Source organism: Actinoplanes philippinensis (genome assembly GCF_900113015.1).
GTDB classification, from domain to species: domain Bacteria; phylum Actinomycetota; class Actinomycetes; order Mycobacteriales; family Micromonosporaceae; genus Actinoplanes; species Actinoplanes philippinensis.
In genome coordinates, this window is sequence record NZ_FONV01000002.1 from 659423 (window position 1) to 677033 (window position 17611).

18 protein-coding genes, 1 other RNA gene and 1 pseudogene are annotated in these 17611 nt (G+C 70.4%); 4 read left to right on the forward strand and 16 right to left on the reverse strand.

Annotation, left to right across the window (positions count from 1 at the left end):
- Positions 1-27 precede the first annotated feature (27 nt).
- The 5 genes from BM290_RS06440 to BM290_RS06460 all read right to left on the reverse strand — a co-directional run bounded on the left by BM290_RS06440 (position 28) and on the right by BM290_RS06460 (position 4501).
- Positions 28-618: a M15 family metallopeptidase gene (locus BM290_RS06440; protein ID WP_093610955.1), complete on the reverse strand. Its 591-nt coding sequence runs from the start codon at positions 616-618 to the stop codon at positions 28-30.
- A gap of 52 nt (positions 619-670) precedes the next feature.
- Positions 671-1279: a GTP cyclohydrolase II gene (locus BM290_RS06445; protein ID WP_093610957.1), complete on the reverse strand. Its 609-nt coding sequence runs from the start codon at positions 1277-1279 to the stop codon at positions 671-673.
- An 89-nt stretch (positions 1280-1368) separates the two neighbouring features.
- Positions 1369-2508 carry an ABC transporter permease gene (locus BM290_RS06450; RefSeq protein ID WP_239143409.1) on the reverse strand — a complete coding sequence of 380 codons (1140 nt, stop codon included), beginning with the start codon at positions 2506-2508 and terminating at the stop codon, positions 1369-1371.
- A gap of 27 nt (positions 2509-2535) precedes the next feature.
- Entirely contained in the window at positions 2536-3432 is an 897-nt protein-coding gene (locus tag BM290_RS06455; protein WP_093610959.1) for a threonine/serine dehydratase, read from the reverse strand.
- Positions 3433-3442: 10 nt separating this feature from the next.
- The gene (locus BM290_RS06460; RefSeq protein ID WP_093610961.1) at positions 3443-4501 is read right to left on the reverse strand and encodes a type I glyceraldehyde-3-phosphate dehydrogenase; all 1059 of its coding nucleotides are present in this window, start codon (positions 4499-4501) and stop codon (positions 3443-3445) included.
- Positions 4502-4708: 207 nt separating this feature from the next.
- On the opposite strand from BM290_RS06460, the gene BM290_RS06465 reads away from it, so the two are divergent.
- Positions 4709-5125: a toll/interleukin-1 receptor domain-containing protein gene (locus BM290_RS06465; protein WP_177319600.1), complete on the forward strand. Its 417-nt coding sequence runs from the start codon at positions 4709-4711 to the stop codon at positions 5123-5125.
- A 244-nt stretch (positions 5126-5369) separates the two neighbouring features.
- On the opposite strand, the gene BM290_RS06470 is transcribed toward BM290_RS06465, so the two are convergent.
- On the reverse strand, positions 5370-6137 hold the full coding sequence (locus BM290_RS06470) for a sulfite exporter TauE/SafE family protein (RefSeq protein ID WP_093610965.1): 768 nt from the start codon (positions 6135-6137) through the stop codon (positions 5370-5372).
- Between the two features lie 137 nt (positions 6138-6274).
- Here BM290_RS06470 and rnpB point away from each other — a divergent pair.
- Positions 6275-6685, forward strand: an RNA gene (rnpB, locus tag BM290_RS06475) — RNase P RNA component class A.
- Between the two features lie 41 nt (positions 6686-6726).
- Here rnpB and BM290_RS51020 read toward each other — a convergent pair.
- Both BM290_RS51020 and BM290_RS06480 read right to left on the reverse strand, forming a co-directional pair.
- Positions 6727-6804: pseudogene (locus BM290_RS51020) on the reverse strand (hypothetical protein); the annotation flags it as partial.
- A 91-nt stretch (positions 6805-6895) separates the two neighbouring features.
- The gene (locus tag BM290_RS06480; protein WP_239143410.1) at positions 6896-7624 is read right to left on the reverse strand and encodes a DUF2637 domain-containing protein; all 729 of its coding nucleotides are present in this window, start codon (positions 7622-7624) and stop codon (positions 6896-6898) included.
- Between the two features lie 157 nt (positions 7625-7781).
- Between BM290_RS06480 and BM290_RS06485 the strand changes: the two genes are divergently transcribed.
- The gene (locus tag BM290_RS06485) at positions 7782-8759 is read left to right on the forward strand and encodes a DUF6301 family protein (RefSeq protein ID WP_143133634.1); all 978 of its coding nucleotides are present in this window, start codon (positions 7782-7784) and stop codon (positions 8757-8759) included.
- 2 nt (positions 8760-8761) lie between these two features.
- Here the strand turns inward: BM290_RS06485 and mctP are convergent, their stop codons facing one another.
- From mctP to BM290_RS06525, 8 genes are all read right to left on the reverse strand, one after another.
- On the reverse strand, positions 8762-10408 hold the full coding sequence (gene mctP, locus BM290_RS06490) for a monocarboxylate uptake permease MctP (protein ID WP_093610969.1): 1647 nt from the start codon (positions 10406-10408) through the stop codon (positions 8762-8764).
- Entirely contained in the window at positions 10405-10620 is a 216-nt protein-coding gene (locus BM290_RS06495) for a DUF3311 domain-containing protein (protein WP_093610971.1), read from the reverse strand. Before BM290_RS06495 ends, mctP begins: the two co-directional genes overlap by 4 nt.
- A 133-nt stretch (positions 10621-10753) precedes the next feature.
- The gene (locus tag BM290_RS06500) at positions 10754-12040 is read right to left on the reverse strand and encodes a glycoside hydrolase family 18 protein (RefSeq protein WP_093610973.1); all 1287 of its coding nucleotides are present in this window, start codon (positions 12038-12040) and stop codon (positions 10754-10756) included.
- 79 nt (positions 12041-12119) lie between these two features.
- The gene (locus tag BM290_RS06505) at positions 12120-13238 is read right to left on the reverse strand and encodes a bifunctional RNase H/acid phosphatase (protein WP_093610975.1); all 1119 of its coding nucleotides are present in this window, start codon (positions 13236-13238) and stop codon (positions 12120-12122) included.
- Complete coding sequence (locus BM290_RS06510) at positions 13235-13969, reverse strand: zinc ribbon domain-containing protein (RefSeq protein ID WP_093610977.1); 735 nt, start codon at positions 13967-13969, stop codon at positions 13235-13237. Before BM290_RS06510 ends, BM290_RS06505 begins: the two co-directional genes overlap by 4 nt.
- On the reverse strand, positions 13966-14814 hold the full coding sequence (locus tag BM290_RS06515) for a Nif3-like dinuclear metal center hexameric protein (protein ID WP_093610979.1): 849 nt from the start codon (positions 14812-14814) through the stop codon (positions 13966-13968). Before BM290_RS06515 ends, BM290_RS06510 begins: the two co-directional genes overlap by 4 nt.
- Positions 14815-14824: 10 nt before the next feature.
- The gene (locus BM290_RS06520; protein WP_093610981.1) at positions 14825-15409 is read right to left on the reverse strand and encodes a flavoprotein; all 585 of its coding nucleotides are present in this window, start codon (positions 15407-15409) and stop codon (positions 14825-14827) included.
- 16 nt (positions 15410-15425) lie between these two features.
- Positions 15426-16652 carry a helix-turn-helix domain-containing protein gene (locus BM290_RS06525; RefSeq protein ID WP_093610983.1) on the reverse strand — a complete coding sequence of 409 codons (1227 nt, stop codon included), beginning with the start codon at positions 16650-16652 and terminating at the stop codon, positions 15426-15428.
- A 223-nt stretch (positions 16653-16875) separates the two neighbouring features.
- On the opposite strand from BM290_RS06525, the gene BM290_RS06530 reads away from it, so the two are divergent.
- A complete protein-coding gene (locus BM290_RS06530) occupies positions 16876-17505 on the forward strand; it encodes a bifunctional DNA primase/polymerase (RefSeq protein WP_093610985.1) in 630 nt (209 codons plus the stop codon).
- Positions 17506-17611: the final 106 nt, after the last annotated feature.

A 17611-nucleotide genomic window follows, 5' to 3' on the forward strand; every position in this document is an offset into this window, starting at 1 on the left:
GAACAGGCGGATGCCGGAGCGGAGAGGTCAGGACGGCGGGCGGTACGCCCAGTGCCAGGATTCGCGGGCCACGTTCTCCACGAATCCGTAGTTCCGGGCGTTCTTCCGCATCCAGGAGAGCGCCTCGGAGTTCAGTTTCAGGTCGGTGGCCATGCCCCAGCCGTGCTCGCTGGTGCCGGGCTTGGCCGCCAGACCGCCCTGCGAGTAGAGGCCCTTGCGGCGGGCCAGGTCGACCTGCTCGGCGTACGGCCGGTACGAGTCGGTGATGCCGATCGTGACGCCCTGGCCGCGAGCGTCCTCGATCATCCGGTTCAGGCTCTCGGCGGCCGGGGCCCAGAGCTTGTGCCCGGTGTTGCCGACCCGGCCGAGCGCCTCCGGGGGGATCTTGCCGTTCCCGTACGCGACAAGATCCTCCGGGATACCTTTGCTGTTGAGTTTGTAGGTTTTGTCCGAAGCCCCGGTGGATGCCACAGCACTCTGGAGATGGCTGGCGAAACTCGCCTGGGCGGGTGTCTCCGTCCGGGCGCGAGCCGTCGTGGTCGTGGCCTGCTGGCCCTGCAGCGCGAGGATCCGGCTCTGGATGTCCGCGATGCGCGAATTCACTCCCTCGATACCCACGCTTTCCCGTTCGGCGCGCCCCACGGAATCTGAGGCGCAACCGGCGAGAACCTCAGGACGCGGGGGCCAGGTCGATCGTGTGCTGGGTGTGCGCCACCTTCGCCTGCAGGTAGCGGACATTGGCCGGGGAGGCGTGCACCCCGGTCGGCTCGACCGCCCGCACCTCGACGCCCAGCTCACGCAACTGCCGTGGCTTGTCCGGGTTGTTGGTGAGCAGGTCGACCGACGCGACCCCGAGCGCGGTCAGCATCTGCGCGGCGGCGGTGTAGTCACGCTCGTCGTCGGCGTGGCCGAGAGCCCGGTTGGCCTCGTAGGTGTCCATGCCGAGATCCTGGAGGGCGTAGGCGTCGAGCTTCGCGTACAGCCCGATGCCACGGCCCTCCTGCCGCAGGTAGAGAAGGTAGCCACCGGTCTCGGTGATGCGCTCGACGGCCTCCCGCAACTGGGGGCCGCAGTCGCAGCGCTGCGAGCCGAACACATCCCCGGTCATGCACTCGGAGTGCAGGCGCACCAGCGGGGCCTCGGCCTTCGCGACGTCCCCGAGGGCCAGCGCAAGGTGCTCCTTACCGTCGGACAGACCGGTGAAGGTGACGACCTCCGCGGTGGTGCGATACCCATCGGGGAACTCCAGCGGAACGGTGACGCGCGTACGAACCGGCATGCCCTCTCCCTGTGCACTTGACACTTCAAGTACGGATCGACCGTACGCGCCGGTTCATGAGGTGGCCACGGTTGCCGCTGGGTCGCCGGTCACAGGCCCAGATCGACCTCGGAAGTCCGGTCGGTCCGGTTGGGGAGAATGTTGGTGATGAGCACGATCAGGCAGCCGATCACCGCGTAGAGCACGAGCACGAGCAGATGCCCGCCGATCGGGGCGTCCGGGAAGTAGAGATTGTCACGAACCGCCTGCACGCCCGCGCCGGTCGGCAGGTGCTCGCCCAGCTCCCGCCCGAACGTCGGCAGGAACTCCGGCAGGATGCTGGCGCCCGAGATCACCGTCCCGATCGTGAAGTAGAACGCGCCGACCAGCGCGCCGGCCGGACCGAGCAGGGCCACCGCCCCGGCCGTCGAACCGGTCACCGCCAGCGAGATCAGCGAGAAGATGTAGAGCATCTCCGGGCGGTCGGCGCCCTCCCCGACCCCGAACCAGGTCATCGACCAGAGGACCGCGGCGGCCGAGCCGACCGCATAGAGGAACAGCGTCGCCAGGTGGGCGACGCCACGGCGCCAGGATCTGCGGGTACGCGGAATCAGGCGCCCCAGCCCCATGGAGGCGATCGTCCCGCCCAGGGACAGCGCCTGGGTGAGGAAGCCCAGCGACACCCCGTTCACGTCGTCCGCCGGCAGCGGCACCACGTCGACCACCTTGGGCGGCGCGATCAGCGCCTGGGCCGCGGCGATCGTGATCGGGTCCGTGGCCTGCGCGAGCTGTTTCGCCTTCTGCTGCTGCATCACGCCGTTGTAGGTGGTGCGCAGCAGCGACGCCGCCGAGGCCCCGGCCGCCCCGGCCACGTAGAGCACCGGCTCGCCGCCGGTCACGTCCACCCCGCCGTAGACCTCGCGCTGCCTGATCGCCGTGGTCAGCACGTCCGCCGAGGTGTAGTCGGCGACCCGGAACGCCCCGTTCTCCTCCAGCATCGCGGTGATCGACTGGCGCTGCTCGGCGCCGGCGACCAGGCCGACCGGCAGGTCGTGCGGGGCGGCTTTGTGACCCATGCCCAGGTAGTAGGCGGTCAGGAGCAGTTGCACCAGTACGCCGACGACACAGACAGCGGTCGCGAACCGCCGGAACTCCCGGACCGAGGTCGCACCGGCCGCGGGCCCGTCGCCGGTTTCGAGCCCCGCGTCCGGTTCAGGCCGGGCATCCGTTTCGGGCTTTTCGTCCGTCACCAGACGAGCGTCGCCGAATCGGCACGTCTACGTGGTCAGATCGGCCGGATCGGTGTTGGCGCCGCAGAGCAGGACGACCACGCGCTCGCCGGGCTCGGGACGGTAGGCGCCGGAGAGCAGGGCGGCGTGGGCCGCGGCGGTGCCGTGCTCGACCACGATCCGGTACTCGTCCCACAGCCGGCGGCGGGCCTCGATGATCGCGCCGTCGTCGACCAGGACGGAGTCGATCCTCGCGGCCCGGGCCAGCTCGAACGCGATGTCTCCGGCTCGCCGAGCGCCCAGCGAGTCGGCGGCGACGCCGGAGACCGGCACGTCCACCGGCCGGCCCGCCCGCAGTGCCGCATGCAGCGCGCAGGCCCCCACCGGCTCGACACCGACTATCCGGGCCTTCCCGGCAAGCGCGGCTGTCACCCCGGCGATCAGTCCACCGCCACCCACCGCCACCAGGACGGTGTCGAACCCGTCGAGCTCCAGGCCCAGGGTCCCGTTGCCGGCCACCATCTCCGGGTCGTCGTAGGCGTGGCAGAACAGCGCCCCGGTCTCCTCCGCACGGACCACGGCCGCGGCGTACGCCTCCGCATACTCCCCGCCCTCCTGGACCACCCGCGCGCCCAGCTTGCCGAGTTTCGCCACCTTGACCGCGGGCGCGGTGACCGGCACGAACACCTCGACCGAATGACCCAGCTCACGGGCCGCGTAGGCGGCGGCCAGCCCGGCGTTGCCACCGGAGGCCGCGACCAGCCCGGCCGAGGTGACCGGACCGGTGAGAATCCGGTTCATCATGCCGCGGGTCTTGAACGAGCCCGCGTGCTGCATGAACTCGAGCTTGAACCACAGGTCCGGGCCGGCGGCGAGCACCGGGGTCCGCCGGATCCGTCCGTCGACACGCTTCGCCGCCGCTTGCACATCCGCCAGATCGACCACGGACGCCAGCCTAGGCGACGCTCCACGAGACCCGGCTGGAGCCGACCGGTAAACGCTCGCCGACCAGGCGGGCCAGGTCCAGCAGGCGGTTGGAGAAGCCCCACTCGTTGTCGAACCAGCCGCGCACCTTCACGCCGCCGTCCGCGGTGGTCTGCGTGCCGGATGGGTCGAACAGGCACGACGCCGAGTTGTTCTTGACGTCGACGGAGACGGTCGGGTCGGGGTCGTAGGCGAGGATGCCGCGCAGCGGGCCGGCGGCGGCCTCGGCCATCGCCCGGTTCACCTCCTCGGCGGTCACCGGGCGGCCGGTCTGGCCGGAGAGCTCGGCGAGCGAGCCGATCGGGGTGGGCACGCAGTAGTAGCTGTAGCGCATCTCGCCGATCTCCGGCAGCGCCACCCGTACCAGGTCACCGACCACGTAGTTGTGCGGGATGATGCTCTCCCCGCCAGCCCGGCCCAGGCGCGGGTCGTCGCGGGAGTTGCCGACGGCCGAGTCCTGGACCCGCTGCCAGCCCTGACCGGCCAGGATGACCGAGGTGTTGACCGAGCCCAGCCCAAACCGGTCGAGCAACACCTTCGCCATCACGGTCAGCGCGTTGACCCCGCAGGAGGCCGGCGAGACCACGTCGTGGCCGGCCGGGTCGTAGCTCTGGTGGTTGGCCCCGAAGACCAGGAACGCGTCCGGATCGTCGGCGGAGGCGCTGATCACCACCTTGCGAGCGCCGCCGTGGGTGATGTGGTTGCGGGCGGTGGTCCCGGCGCGGAACCGCCCGGTGGCCTCGATGACCACGTCCACTCCGTGGTCGGCCCACGGGATCCGTTCCGGCCGCTCATGGTGGAACGCCCGGATGGCATGATCGTTCACCACCAGGTAGTCCCCCCGGGCGGTGACCGTGCCGGGGAACGATCCCCGGATGCTGTCGCGCCGGAGGCCGTATGCCAGCTTCTCCGTCGACGCGATGTCGTTGACCGCGGCGATCTCCACACCCGGGTTCGGCACGGAGGCCACGATCCGGGTCAAACTTCGGCCGATCCGCCCGAGTCCATTGATCCCGATCGTGACAGTCATCGAGCGCTCCTCGATTCGTGATGCTTTGTCAGCATTCCCCCGTGACTTGGCCTCCCCCGTTCCCATAAGGGTCCACCCGCAGTCACGACACCGACACTATGAGTTGTGCAAGTTGCACGTCAACGGACGACATTCTCACACCACGCCATCGGCGGACTACGCAAACCCCATCGAGCACTGTGGAACTCCGTCCGGCATCCTGGAAGAGTGCCCGTCCTCGTCTCCCACTCCCCCGCCGACGAGCCATGGGCACAATGGATCACCACCACCCTCCGCGCGGCCGGCCACGAGGTCCGTCTCGACCCCGCCGACCCCGCCTTCGCCGGCCGCCTCACCGAGGGCCGTTTCAGCAGCACCGGCCCGGTTCTCGTGCTGCTCTCCGCGGAGCATCGCGGCACGCCCGCCGACTGGGCGCTGCTCGCCTCGGCGTCCACACTCGTCGGCCGCCTGATCGTCCTGCGACTCGACGGCTGCGAGGCCCCCAGCGCCCTGCGCGCCACCCCCTGCCGCAGCCTCCACGGCCTCGACGAGGAGGACGCCCTGGAGGTCGTCCTCGCCATCGCCGGCGGCCTCCGCCGAGAAAAACTCCGGACGAGAGGTTTACCGGCCGCCTCCGGGTGGTAAGCGGTCGGCCTTCCAGAGCAAACCCCCCACAGTGGTACGCCGTAAGCACCCGCTGTTCCCCACAGGACGTTCCCCCGGACCGGCTGGCGACCGGCCCAGCCGCCGGGTCCGGTGGCGGCCCGGCACTCCCGCCCCGGACCCGGCGGCACCACCTCACGATGTCCGCTTTCGCCACCTCACCCCAGGCCGGTCACCCCTTACCCCCGCCCGCGTCCCTCCATGGCGCGGCGGTCGGGGCCGACGCTCAGCCGAGGGAGGCTCGGTAGAAGAGGAACAGGCCGACGGTGGCGCCGAAGGTGACGATGAGGTATTTCAGGACCCGCTGGGGCAGACGCCGGGCGAGACGCGCTCCGGCGTACCCCCCGACGATCGTGGCCGGCGCGAGGGTGGCGACAGCAGCCCAGTCGACCCGCGCGAACGCCGCGAAGACCAGCAGCGTCACCAGGCCCACGGTGGCCGACAGCACGTTCTTGAGGGCGTTGATCCGCTTCAACGGCTCGTCGAGGATGAGCGCGAGGGCCGCCACATACATGACCCCGAGCGCCGCCCCGAAGTAGCCGCCGTAGATCGCCCCCACGAACACCACGCACTGCAGCGTCACCGCGGCCCGCCGCGGCGACATGCTCCGCGGATGCCCGACGAGCGCCCGCAACCGCGCCTGGAACGCCAGCGTCGCCGCCGCCCCCAGCACCAGGAACGGCACCACCAGCTCGAACGCCCGGGCCGGCGTGAGCAGCAGCAGCGCACACCCGGCAGCCGAACCCGTCACCGCGGCCGGAATCGTCGCCCGCACCCGCCGCCCCTGCCCCGCCAGATCGGCCCGGCTCCCGGCGACACTCGACAGATACCCCGGGAACACCGAGACCGAATTGGTGACATTCGCATCGACCGACGGCAGTCCGATAGCGATCAGGCTGGGAAACGTGATCAGCGACCCACCCCCGGCGATCGCGTTGATCGCCCCGGCCGCGACCCCGGCCACCACCAGCAGCAAGATCTCCGTGACATCCATGGTGCAGCCGACCCTACGTGCCACCCCGGACCCCGGCGCGGTGATCTCCCCCGCGTCCCACGCTCGCACCACCGGTGAAGCCCGCACGTCGCCGGTAGGGCGCGCCGAGGTGGGACGTAGGATGGCGGCGCGACGGACGAGTCGGCTGGGCGGCCGCGTCGGCACCCTCACCGGTGCCGCCGAGGAACGTCCGGACTCCGCAGAGCAGGGTGGTTGTTAACGGCAACCCGGGGCGACCCGCGGGAAAGTGCCACAGAAAACAGACCGCCGGGGGCGTACGGCGTACGCGCTCGGTAAGGGTGAAACGGTGAGGTAAGAGCTCACCAGCACCCCGGGTGACCGGGGTGGCTAGGTAAACCCCACCCGGAGCAAGGCCAAGCAAGGCCCGAGCCGCAAGGCGAAGGCCGGCGCAGGCGTTCGAGGGCTGCTCGCCCGAGCCTGCGGGTAGGCTGCTCGAGCCTGCCGGCAACGGCAGGCCTAGATGGATGGCCGCCACCGGCGACCCAGGTCACCGGCCACAGAATCCGGCGTACAGGCCGACTCGTCCGCCGCCCTCGCGGTGCGCCACGCCGAGGATGTCGTCGTGGACGACGTTTCGGATCCGCTGGAACCGGGCGGCCTCCGAGGTGGCCTGCATCGTCCGGGCGAGCGCCCGCGCCACATCGTCCCCGCTTGCTTCCGGCGAGCCCGTCGCGCACGCACTGCCGCCTGGCCTGTTCGCGCCGAGAACGGGCCGGAAGCCCGGTCAGGAGGCGCGGTCAGGAGGCGCGGTGGGCGCCGACCGGCTCGTCGAGGCTCACGCGGCCGGCGCGGAGGAAGCGGTCCAGTTCGGCCTGGTCGAGAGCTTCTCGGTCGGCTTTGGCCTTGGCTCGTTCGGCGGCTCGGGCCGCACGGGCCCGGGCCGCGTCCTCGGCTGCCTTGGCCGCGGCTTCGGCGGCCTCCTGTTTGGCCCGGCGGGTGGCGGCGGCCTTCGCGGCCCGGGCCTTGGCGACCTCCGGGTCCAGTTTGCGGTTCGGGTTGACCTCGGTGATCACGGCCACCTCGCGGGCCTCGATGGCGGCGAAGTCGGGGCGGATCTTGGCGGCTACCCATTCGACTCCGGCTACCAGGCCCACCACCAGGGCGAAGATGATGCGCAGGCCGAGGGGGCCGGGGGCGGCGAAGTTCACCGCGGCGGAGATGACCACCACTACGGCGAGGATCTTCATGGCGGCGCGTTTGGCGTCGGCGGCCATGCCGGCGGTGTGGGCGATCGTCAGCATGGAGAGCATGGCCAGGTCGAACACCGCGGGGACGATCCAGGCGAACATGCCGGCGCCCAGGGTGGCCAGGTAGTGGGCCTGGTGCAGGTAACTGGCGGCGAGCGCGCCGACGAGGATCAGGTTGTTGGCGCGTTTGATGGTGCGGATGGCCCGGAGCATGCCGGGCACCGCGCCTTTGGCGTACTCGGTGGCGAACTGCTGCGTCAGGGTCGTCTGGGTGGGCAACGCTGAAGCTCCTCCGCAGGGCACGAGGCGAGGGTCACAAGGCGAGGTCGCGAGGTCACGGTCGGGCGGCGCCAGAGCAGACGCTACCGGAGCATCAGCCTCATCTGTGGCGAGTCGGACTAATACCTAAATTCGCCTCGCGTATGCCGTAACCCTCATGCATCGTGGCGTGGCGGCCCCGATGGGCAACAATGACCCGGTGCACGTGGTGGCTCGGACCGTGGCCGCGGTCGCGGGATTCGAGTGGAGTTGGGCGGCCGATCAGCTGGAGGAGTTCGCCACGGCCGCGGGCTGGATCTACCGGCCGCCGTCCGAAGGGACGGTGAGCTGCGCCTTCGACGCTGCTCCGGGGCGGGCGGGGGCGTTCCTGTTCGGGGCCGAGGTGACCGCCGTGTACCTGAATCTCAGTGAGTCGGACGGTCTGGACGTTCCGGGACGGCGGGATCTCTTCGTGGCCGCGATCGCCGAGGTGGGGGCGCAGCTGGGGCCGCCGCCGATACGGTGCCCGGGGCCGGATCCGAGCGTGGGCTGGCGGGTGGCGGCCGGCGTGCTGGAGATCGTCGACCGGCCGGGGATGCTCGACCTGTGGCTGCGGCCCGCCCCGCGCCGGGTCCCGTCTCCGGCGGTCCCGCCGTTCACCGGCGAGGTGGGCTGGGCGGCGCTGGGGACGGGCCTCGCGGCCGCCGCCGCTTCCCTGCCCGCGGGCGCCGGCGTGCGACTGGAGAGAAGCCGCCGGCCGGCCGGGACTAACGAAGCCGACCGCACGAGTCGGCAGCCGCCCCGAAAACAGAACGAAGCCGACCGCACGAGCCGGCAGCCGGCCGGAGAGGAAGAGGAAGCCGGCCGCACGAGCCAGCAGCGGGCCGGTGGGGGCGGAAAAGACGACGAGAGACGCTCGCACGCGGGCGAGGAGACCCTCGCCGAGCTTTTCCAGACGGAGGACAGCCTGACGGTACGCGTCGGCGACGGGACGGAGACGGTGCGCTGGCCGGCGGCCGGCACGGCGTACCACATGATCGCCGGACGTCTCGTGGCCCGGTTGCGCGAGGAGGCCGCAAGCCCCGCGGATCTCGCGTATCGCTCGGATCTGCCGGTGCCGCATCTCCCGTTGCGGCGGGAGATGCGGCATACCTGACGTCAGGTCGAGGAGACGTTCTCGACCGGTGTGGTGCGCTGCTGTTCGAGCCGCGCGTCACCCTCGTCGGCGAAGTAGTCGTCGTCCTTCGTTCCGTCGATGCCCTCCTGGACGGACGCGGCGCGCAGCACCAGCGTCACGATCACCGCGACGAGCGCGTTGACGAGCACCGCCACGAACCCGACGTAGATCGTCTTGGTGCTGTCGAGACCGAATTCGGACAGGGGGAACGCCGATCCGCCGAAGTGTTTGCGACCGGTTGCGGCATTGGGGATCTGCCAGAGCATCCAGAAGCCGATGGCCATGCCGGCGGCCCATCCGGCGATGAGCGCGCCCCGGTGCAGCCACCGCGTGTAGAGGCCGATCACCACGGCCGGCGCGGTCTGCAGGATGATCACGCCGCCGATGAGTTGCAGGTCGATGGAGAACTGCGGGTCGAGGAAGACGATGCAGGCGACCGCGCCGATCTTCACCACCAAGGAAGTGATCTTGGCGACGTTGGCCTCCTGCGCGTGGGTGGCGTCCTTGCGCAGGTATTCCTTGTAGATGTTGCGGGTGAACAGGTTGGCCGCGGCGATCGACATGATCGCGGCCGGGACCAGGGCGCCGATGCCGATGGCGGCGAAGGCCACGCCTGCGAACCACGACGGGAACTGCTGGTCGAAGAGGACCGGCACGACGGTGTTGCTGTCGACGGTGCCGGGTTTGGCGCCGGGCAGCGGCTTCACGCCGGAGGCGATGGCCATGTAGCCGAGCAGCGCGATGAGGCCGAGCAGCAGGCTGTACGCGGGGAGCGCCGACATGTTGCGCTTGATGACGTCCCGGTTCTTGCTGGCCAGCACACCGGTGATGCTGTGCGGGTAGAGGAACAGGGCGAGCGCCGAGCCGAGGGCCAGGGTGAAGTACTGGACCTGGTTGTTGGCGTTGAGGGTGATGCCGTCGTTGGGCGCCGGGGACGCCTGGAACTTGGCGTCGGCGGCGTCGAAGATGGCGTTCCAGCCGCCGAGTTTGTAGGGCAGGTAGATGATCGCCACCAGGATCACGATGTAGATCAGGGTGTCCTTGACGAAGGCGATCAGGGCGGGCGCCCGCAGCCCGGACTGGTAGGTGTAGGCGGCCAGGATCGCGAACGCCACGATGATCGGCAGGTGCCTCGCGATCGTGCTCTCCCCGGTGACGCCCATGGTCTTGAGGACGGCTTCGATGCCGATCAACTGCAGGGCGATGTACGGCATGGTCGCCACGATCCCGGTGATCGCGATGACGAGCGCGAGGGTCGGCGAGTCGAACCGGGTGCGGACGAAGTCGGCCGGGGTGACGAAGCCGTGCCGGTGCGACACCGACCAGAGCCGGATCAGGATCAGGAAGAACAGCGGGTAGATGATCACCGTGTAGGGCACGGCGAAGAACCCGGCCGCGCCGGCGCCGAAGATCAGGGCGGGAACGGCGACGAAGGTGTACGCCGTGTACAGGTCGCCACCCACCAGGAACCAGGTGATCCAGCCGCCGAAGCTGCGTCCGCCCAGCCCCCACTCGTCGAGGTGGGCCATGTCCTTCGGCTGCCGCCACCGCGAGGCGACGAACCCCATCCCGCTGACCAGCAGAAACAGGACCGTGAAGACGATGATCTCGGTCAGGTGCTCACTCATGGCCGCCGCCTCTTGGTCATCTGGTAGACGAGCGTCGTGGTGCCGACGCCGAGCAGGATGAAGGCGAACTGCAGCCAGTAGAAGAGCGGGAAACCGCCGATCCGCGGCTCGTCACGGTTGTAGAGGAAGGTCAGCAGCGGCACCACGATCGGCACCAGGAGCAGCCAGTTCCAGGGACTTCTATCGGTTCTCCGACGTTCGGGCTCAGTCATGAGTCCTCCTCCGTCCACATTGCGTGTGGTTCACGTCATGCTAACGAGACGTCGGCTGATCGAGCGATCCCCTGTGCGCCGAACGGGTGCGGCGGTGCGCCGAGTGGGCACACCGCCGCATCGATGACGACGATTACCGCAGGCCGGCCGAGATGGCCTTGGTGAGCGACGCGTTCGCGTCGTCACCGTCGAGCGACCACATCATCGCGCCGCCGAGTCCCTTGGCCCGGATGTAGAGCGACTTCTGGAAGACGACGGCTGGGTCGTCGTACGTCCAGAAGGTGTTGCCGTCGTAGAGCCACGCGTGACCGTTACGCAGGTCCCGATGGACCTGGAAGCCCTGCGCGGGCAGCTTCTGGAGCGTCTTGAAGTCCTCGGAGCCGGCGGCGAAGACGCCGGGCGCCGGGCCGGTCGCCGGGCCGAAGAGGCCGTTGCGGCCGCCGGTGACGCCGGTCCAGCCCTGCCCGTAGTAGGGCACGCCGAGAACCAGCTCCTTGCGCGGCGCCCCGCCCGCGATCCAGGCGTTGATGGTGCTGTCCACCGAGAAGTCCGGGTTGTCGGGCGCGCCGGCCGGCACGCGCAGCGCCGACTGCTGGTTGGCGCGCAACTCCCAGCTGCCGTGGAAGTCGTAGCCCTGGACGGTGCCGAAGTCGAGGTACTTGAAGATCTTCTTCACCTCGAAGCCGGCCTCGATCTTCGCGGGCGCGGCCGGCAGGAACGCGGTGAGCAGGTACTTCTTCTTGTTCTGCCGGCCGAGCTTGTCGAGCTGGGCGCGGAACTCGGCGAGCAGCAGGGTGAAGTTCTGCTTGTCCTCGGGGCGGATGACGTTGCCGTCGTTGCCGGCCGAGCCGGGCCACTCCCAGTCGAGGTCGACGCCGTCGAAGATGCCCGCGCCGACGCCACCGGGCAGACCGGTCAGGTTGCCCTTGATCCACAGGTCGATGCAGGAGCTGACCAGCTTCTTGCGGGACGCGTCGGTGAGAACGGCGTCCGAGAAGTGCGCCGACCCGGTCCAGCCGCCGAGCGAGATCAGCGCCTTGAGCCGGGGGTTCTTCTTCTTGAGCTCGGCGATCTGGTTGAGGTTGCCGGAGATCGGCTGGCCGGCCACGTCGGCGACACCGTCCACACTGTTCTCCGCGGAGAACGGCGTCTGCCAGTCGGCCCACGGATCGGCCGAGGCACACACGCCGTCGGCGGTGACCGGGCCGAACGCGTAGTTGAGGTGGGTCAGCCGGGCCGCCGCGCCGGAACTCTGCACGTCGGCGAGCTGGAAGTCACGGCCGTAGATGCCCCACTGGGTGAAGTAGGCAACTTTGGTGTATTTGTCGTTCCCGTGTGCCTGTGCGGGAGCCGGTGCGGCCGCCACGAGGCAGGTGGCAGCGGCCGCCGCGGCGACGAGGCGGCGGGTGGAACCGCGCATGAGCCCTCCAGGGCGAAACGTTGAAGAAAGTTTCCTAATCGAGGAAGCTAAACGTCCGCCCTGCGAGGGTCAATAAGGGCTATCGAAGATGGGCGGTCTCGTTGACCGATCTGACCGCGATGTTCCCATCCGGCCACACGTCCATCGTGGACACACCCGCCGCGTCCAGGAAGAGCCGGTGCAGGAAGGCATCCCCGGCCGCCAGCGCGTCACGCAGGATCAACTTGATCGGCGACACATGCGAGACAAGGACGACGACCTTCCCGGGGTACGCGCTGAGCACGGTCGCCAGAGCCCCCCGCACTCGTTTCGCCACCGCCTGGAACGACTCCCCACCCGGCGGGGCGACACTCGTCGACGCCAGCCACGCCGACATCTCGTCCGGCCACTGCTCCTGCACCTCGGCGAAGGTCTTGGCCTCCCACGCCCCGAAGTCGCACTCGATCAGGTCGTCCATGACGGTCACCGGCAGCCCGCCCGCCTCGTCGGCGATCAGCTGGGCGGTACGCGTACACCGGGAGAGCGGTGACGAGAGGACCGCCGCGATGTCGCGGGAAATGCCGGCCACCCGCCCCGCCGCGGCCATGGCCTGCGCCTCGCCCTCGTCGGTGAGCGGCACGTCGCCGCGCCCGGAGTAACGCCCCTGCGAGGTCAGCGGCGTCTCGCCGTGCCGGACCAGGATGATCCGGGTGGCGTCGGTCAGCGACGCGGGTGGCGCCCACGACTTCGGTTTCTCCGCCGGCGGCGCCGCGACCTTCTCCGCCGGCGCCGCGACCGGGGACGTCTCGGCGGCGCCGTCCATCGCCCGGTTCGCCAGCGCGTCGGCGGCCTTGTTGCGCTCCCGCGGGATCCACTCGAAGGCGACCTCGGCGAACTTGCCGACCAGGGCGGCCGCCTCGGCGGCGAGCGGCCGCAGACCCGCGTTCTTGATCTGCCAGCGGCCGGACATCTGCTCGATGACCAGTTTCGAGTCCATCTTCACGGCGACCCGCTCGGCGTTCAGCTCGGCCGCCGCCTGCAGGCCCGCGATCAGGCCGGAATACTCCGCCACGTTGTTGGTGGCGACGCCGAGGGAGGCGAACCGCTCGGCCAGCACCTCACCGGAGCCGGCGTCACGGACCACGGCGCCGTACCCCGCGGGGCCGGGATTGCCGCGCGACCCGCCGTCCGCCTCGATGATCACCCGGAGGCCGCTCACAGGCCCGACTCCCCGGTCCGCACCATGATCCGCCGGCACTCCTCGCAGCGGACCACGTCGTCCTTCGGGGCGGACTTCACCCGGTTCAGATCGGCGCCGTACAGCTCGATCCGGCAGGCGCCGCAGCGGCCCGCCTGGAACAGCGCCGCGCCCATGCCGGTCTCCGAACGAATCTTCTCGTACAGGGTGACCAGGTCGGCCGGCAGGTCCGCGGCGAGCGGGCCCCGGGCCTGGGTCTTGAACTCCAGCTCCTTGGCGATCTCGGCGAGGGCCTCGTCACGGCGGCGCTCGGCATCCGTACGCCGCCCGACCGCGGCCGTCAGCCGCCCCTGCACCTCGGTCAGCGCCGCCGCCGCGGTCTCGTTCTGCTCCATCAGCTCGAGCTCGGCGTCCTCCAGCTCGGACTGCCGCCGGTTCAGCGTGGCCAGCTCGTGCTGCAGGCCCTCGACCTCACGCAGCGAGCCGCCCGCGTCCAGGCGCTTCTGGTCCTTCTCCTTGCGCTGCCGGACCTGGTCGATGTCCTTCTCCAGCCGGGAGATGTCGCGCTCCAGGTCGTCGACGACCACCTGGGCACGGACCCGCTCGTCCTCGAGCGCGGAGATCTCCCGCGCGGCCGCGTCGATCTCGGCCAGCTCGGGCAGCGACTTACGCCGGTGCGCCAACTGCGCGAGAGTGGTGTCGACGGCCTGCAGGTCGAGCAGACGGCGCTGGGCTTCCGGGGCGGCCTTCACGGGCGGATCTCCAAATCATCATGATTCGCATGGACGGTCCAGGGGTCGGTGTCCAGATCGGACACCACGACCTCGACGGGGAACACCTCGCGCAGCCAGGCCGCCACGTCGTCGAGCCAGGGACGCTCACTCGCCCAGTGGGCGACGTCGAGCAGGGCCGGGCCACCCGAGGCGAGATGCTCGCTCACCGGGTGATGCCGCAGATCAGCGCAGAGGTACGCGTCAGCGCCCGACCGGGCGGCGACGGACAGGAAGGAGTCACCGGCGCCACCGCAGACCGCCACCCGGCGGACAAGGGCGTCCGGGTCGCCGGCGGCGCGCACCCCGGCCGCGGTCACCGGCAGGCGCCGCGCCGCGAGGCGGGTCAGCGCCGCGAGGGTCAGCGGCTCCGGCAGCTCCCCGACCCGGCCCAGGCCACGGCCCTCACCGGCGGCCGCGCCCTCGGCCGGCGCCAGCGGGCTCAGCCCGGTCAGGCCGAGCCGGGCAGCGAGCGCGTCGGACACACCGGGGTTGGCCACGTCGGCGTTGGTGTGCGCGGTGTAGAGCGCCACCCCGGCCCGGATCAGCCGGTGCACGAGGGCGCCTTTGAACGTGTCCGGCGCGATCGACGACACCGGTTTCAGGAACAGCGGATGATGCGCCAGGATCAGGTCGGCGCCCAGCTCGATCGCCTGGTCGACGGTCTCCGGGACGCAGTCGACCACGCAGAGGACACGGGTGACCGGGTGCTCGAACTCGCCGAGCACCAGCCCGACCCGGTCCCACGACTCCGCCCAGGCCCTGGGGAAACGCGCGTCGAGGGCATCCACCACGGAGCGGACGGTTGAGTCGGTCACGAGGGCCAACCCTATACCGCTAGGAAAGCGCCCCCGGCTCGACTCGGCTGCCCGCCGCGATCGGGTTGCTGACCGCCTGCAGGGCCCGCCGCCAGGGGAACTGGCCACGGAAACGATCGGTCTGCCCCGGGCCGCCGAGACGGCACACGTCCTCGCCGTAGAGCACGTGCACACCCCAGTCCCGCAGCTTCGCGAGACTCTCGTGCAGCGACGGGTGCAGGGCCATGACCTTGTTGGTGTAGGGCACCACCGCGGTGGGGACGCCGTAGCCGTACCCCTCCACGAGAAGACCCAGCACCAGCGTGTCGGTGATGCCGGCGGCCCACTTGTTGACCGTGTTGACGGTGGCCGGCGCGACGATCATCGCGTCGGCCGCCGGAAGCACGTCCGGGTCGCCGGGACTCTTGTAGTCGGAACGGACCGGGTGCCCGGTCTGCGCCTGCAAGGCCGCCACGTCGACGAACTTGCGGCCGTCCGGGGTGGTGACCACACAGACGTCCCAGCCTTCGCTCTGGGCGAGGCTGACCAGGATCCCGACGTCCCGGGCCATCGGTGAGCCGCACACCAGCACGTACAGCACACCGGGTGAGGGGTTACCCGCCATCACTCGCGTACCCACCTCATACACCGACTCCCATCTGTTCGGCCAGCTCCGCGATCGGAGCGGGCGGCGTGCCCCGGGTACGCCGGAGCACGTCGGAAAGGACCTCGTGGGCGAGCGGCCGGCACCGGATCTCGGACGGGGCGAGACGATCGCCCTCCAGCAGCATCTCGCCGGCCTTCTCGACGTCGCCGATCTGTGTGTAACCGCGCGCGATGTCGAGGTAGTGATGCGCCCGGCGCTCCGGCAGCATGGCCTGGAACCCGGCCTTGTCCATACCCTCGTGCGTCTCCACGGCCAGCTTCCCGTCGCCGAGTTCGACCGCCGTCGCGCAGCGGTGCAGCTGCACGTTCGTCGGCCCGAAGCTGGTCCAGTAGTGGTTGAAGTCGCCGCCCAGCTCCAGCGACGCCTGGTCGGCGCCGCACAGCAGGTCCCGGACGGTGGCGCTGTCGCCGATCCGGGCCGCCGCCATCGCCCCGTTGAGCAGCAGCATCCCGTAGACCGAGAGCTGATCGGGGCGGGCCCGGTCCGGGCCGGGCGCCAGCCGGTTGGCGATGTTGACGTTCACCTCGAGCGACGGGCGGACCCGGCCGAGCGCGAGCAGCGCACTGCCCACCCGGTAACTGGCCAGCCCGGCCAGCAACTGGTCGCCGGCCCGCTGCGACACCGCGATCGACCGGTCCGCGGCCAGCCAGGACAGCTCGTGCTCGCCGACCTTGCGCAGCGCCGACGAGGCGATCTGATACACCTGCCCGAGCAGGTGCGCGGCGTGCGGCGCGTCGTCGCTGTTGGCGTGGGCGCTGTCCGCCGCCTGGGCGTCCCGGAGCAGCTTGGGCAGAGCGCGCGCCAGAGCCCCGTACTTGGCGTGCTGGTAGGTCAGCCAGGCGTGACTGACCGCTTTGCGCATCTCGGTGAGCGGTGGCGAATGTGGCACCGCCTGGAAGAACGCGCTCATCTGGTCATAACGCTCCAGAGCCGCCCGAATCTCCTCGACCTCCACCTGGTCGATGCAGTTCTGCGTCTCCGGCTTACGCTCCACCTCTTTGCCCAGCAGCAGCTGGACGTCGACCTGGAGCACGTCGGCGATGTCATAGACAACGGAGAATTTATCGAGTCGGCGGACCCCGCGCTCCACCTTGTCGACCCAGCTCTTCGATTTGCCCAGCCGGTCCGCGAACACCTGCTGGGACATTTTGCGTCGGCCCCGCCAATAGGCGACGCGGCGGCCGATCGGCAGCTCGTCCACGGTGCCTCCCCACTCAACCGGCGGTCCCTCCGCCGGTGAGCCATCCGGTGTCACTCGCAGTGTGGACCTCTCACGTGCGCGCAGATCGCACAGCGTGTGTGATCGCCTGCTCACCGATGCTCGTAGTTTTTCATGCAAGTTGCAAAGGGTGGATCTGCCGGACCCAACGACGTTCGTCGCCGTGGGATACGGCCCAACCACTCGAATCCGGGGGTATCGAGCCATGCAGTGGAGCAGCCGTCAGCCGTTCGTCCCACCGTCAATCCTCGACAGAGCCCTCCTGCGCCGGGCCGCGCTGCGGTATGCCGCACACGGCTGGGCGGTGACGCCCGGCGCACACCTGACCGGCGACCGCTTCGACTGCGGCCGCACCGCCTGTGACATCACCGGCTGCCACCCGGCCCTCGACTCCTGGGCCGCGTCCACCGGCGACGATCCGGCCCGCATCTCCGCGTGGTGGCGGCGGCGCCCGTACACCGTCCTGCTCCCCACCGGAGACACCTTCGACGCCCTGGAGGTGCCCGCGTCGCTCGGCACACACGGCCCCGCCTCCGGACCGGTCGCGGTGACCGCCGCGGGCCGCTGGATCTTCCTGGTACGCCCCGGAAGCACCCTGCGCCCCGAACTCGAACACCGCCTCGACGTGGTCCGGCACGGCGCCGGCTCCTGGATCCCGGCCCCACCGAGCCGGATGCCCGAGGGCCCGGTCCGCTGGGAGATCCATCCGGCCCGCACCCAGTGGCGGCTCCCCGCGTCCGACGAGGTGCAGGATCGCCTGGCAGCCGCACTGGGATCGACCCGCGCGGCCGGCCCGATCCTGGTCCCCCGGCAGTTGTCCCGCCGAGCGGCCTGAACATGCGAACACCTGGCATGCGACAAGGTTCCCGCATCGGGGCCCTCGATCACATCACCCCTCCGGGGGATATGCGTGAGTGAATCTTCAGCGGTCCAGGCCTCGA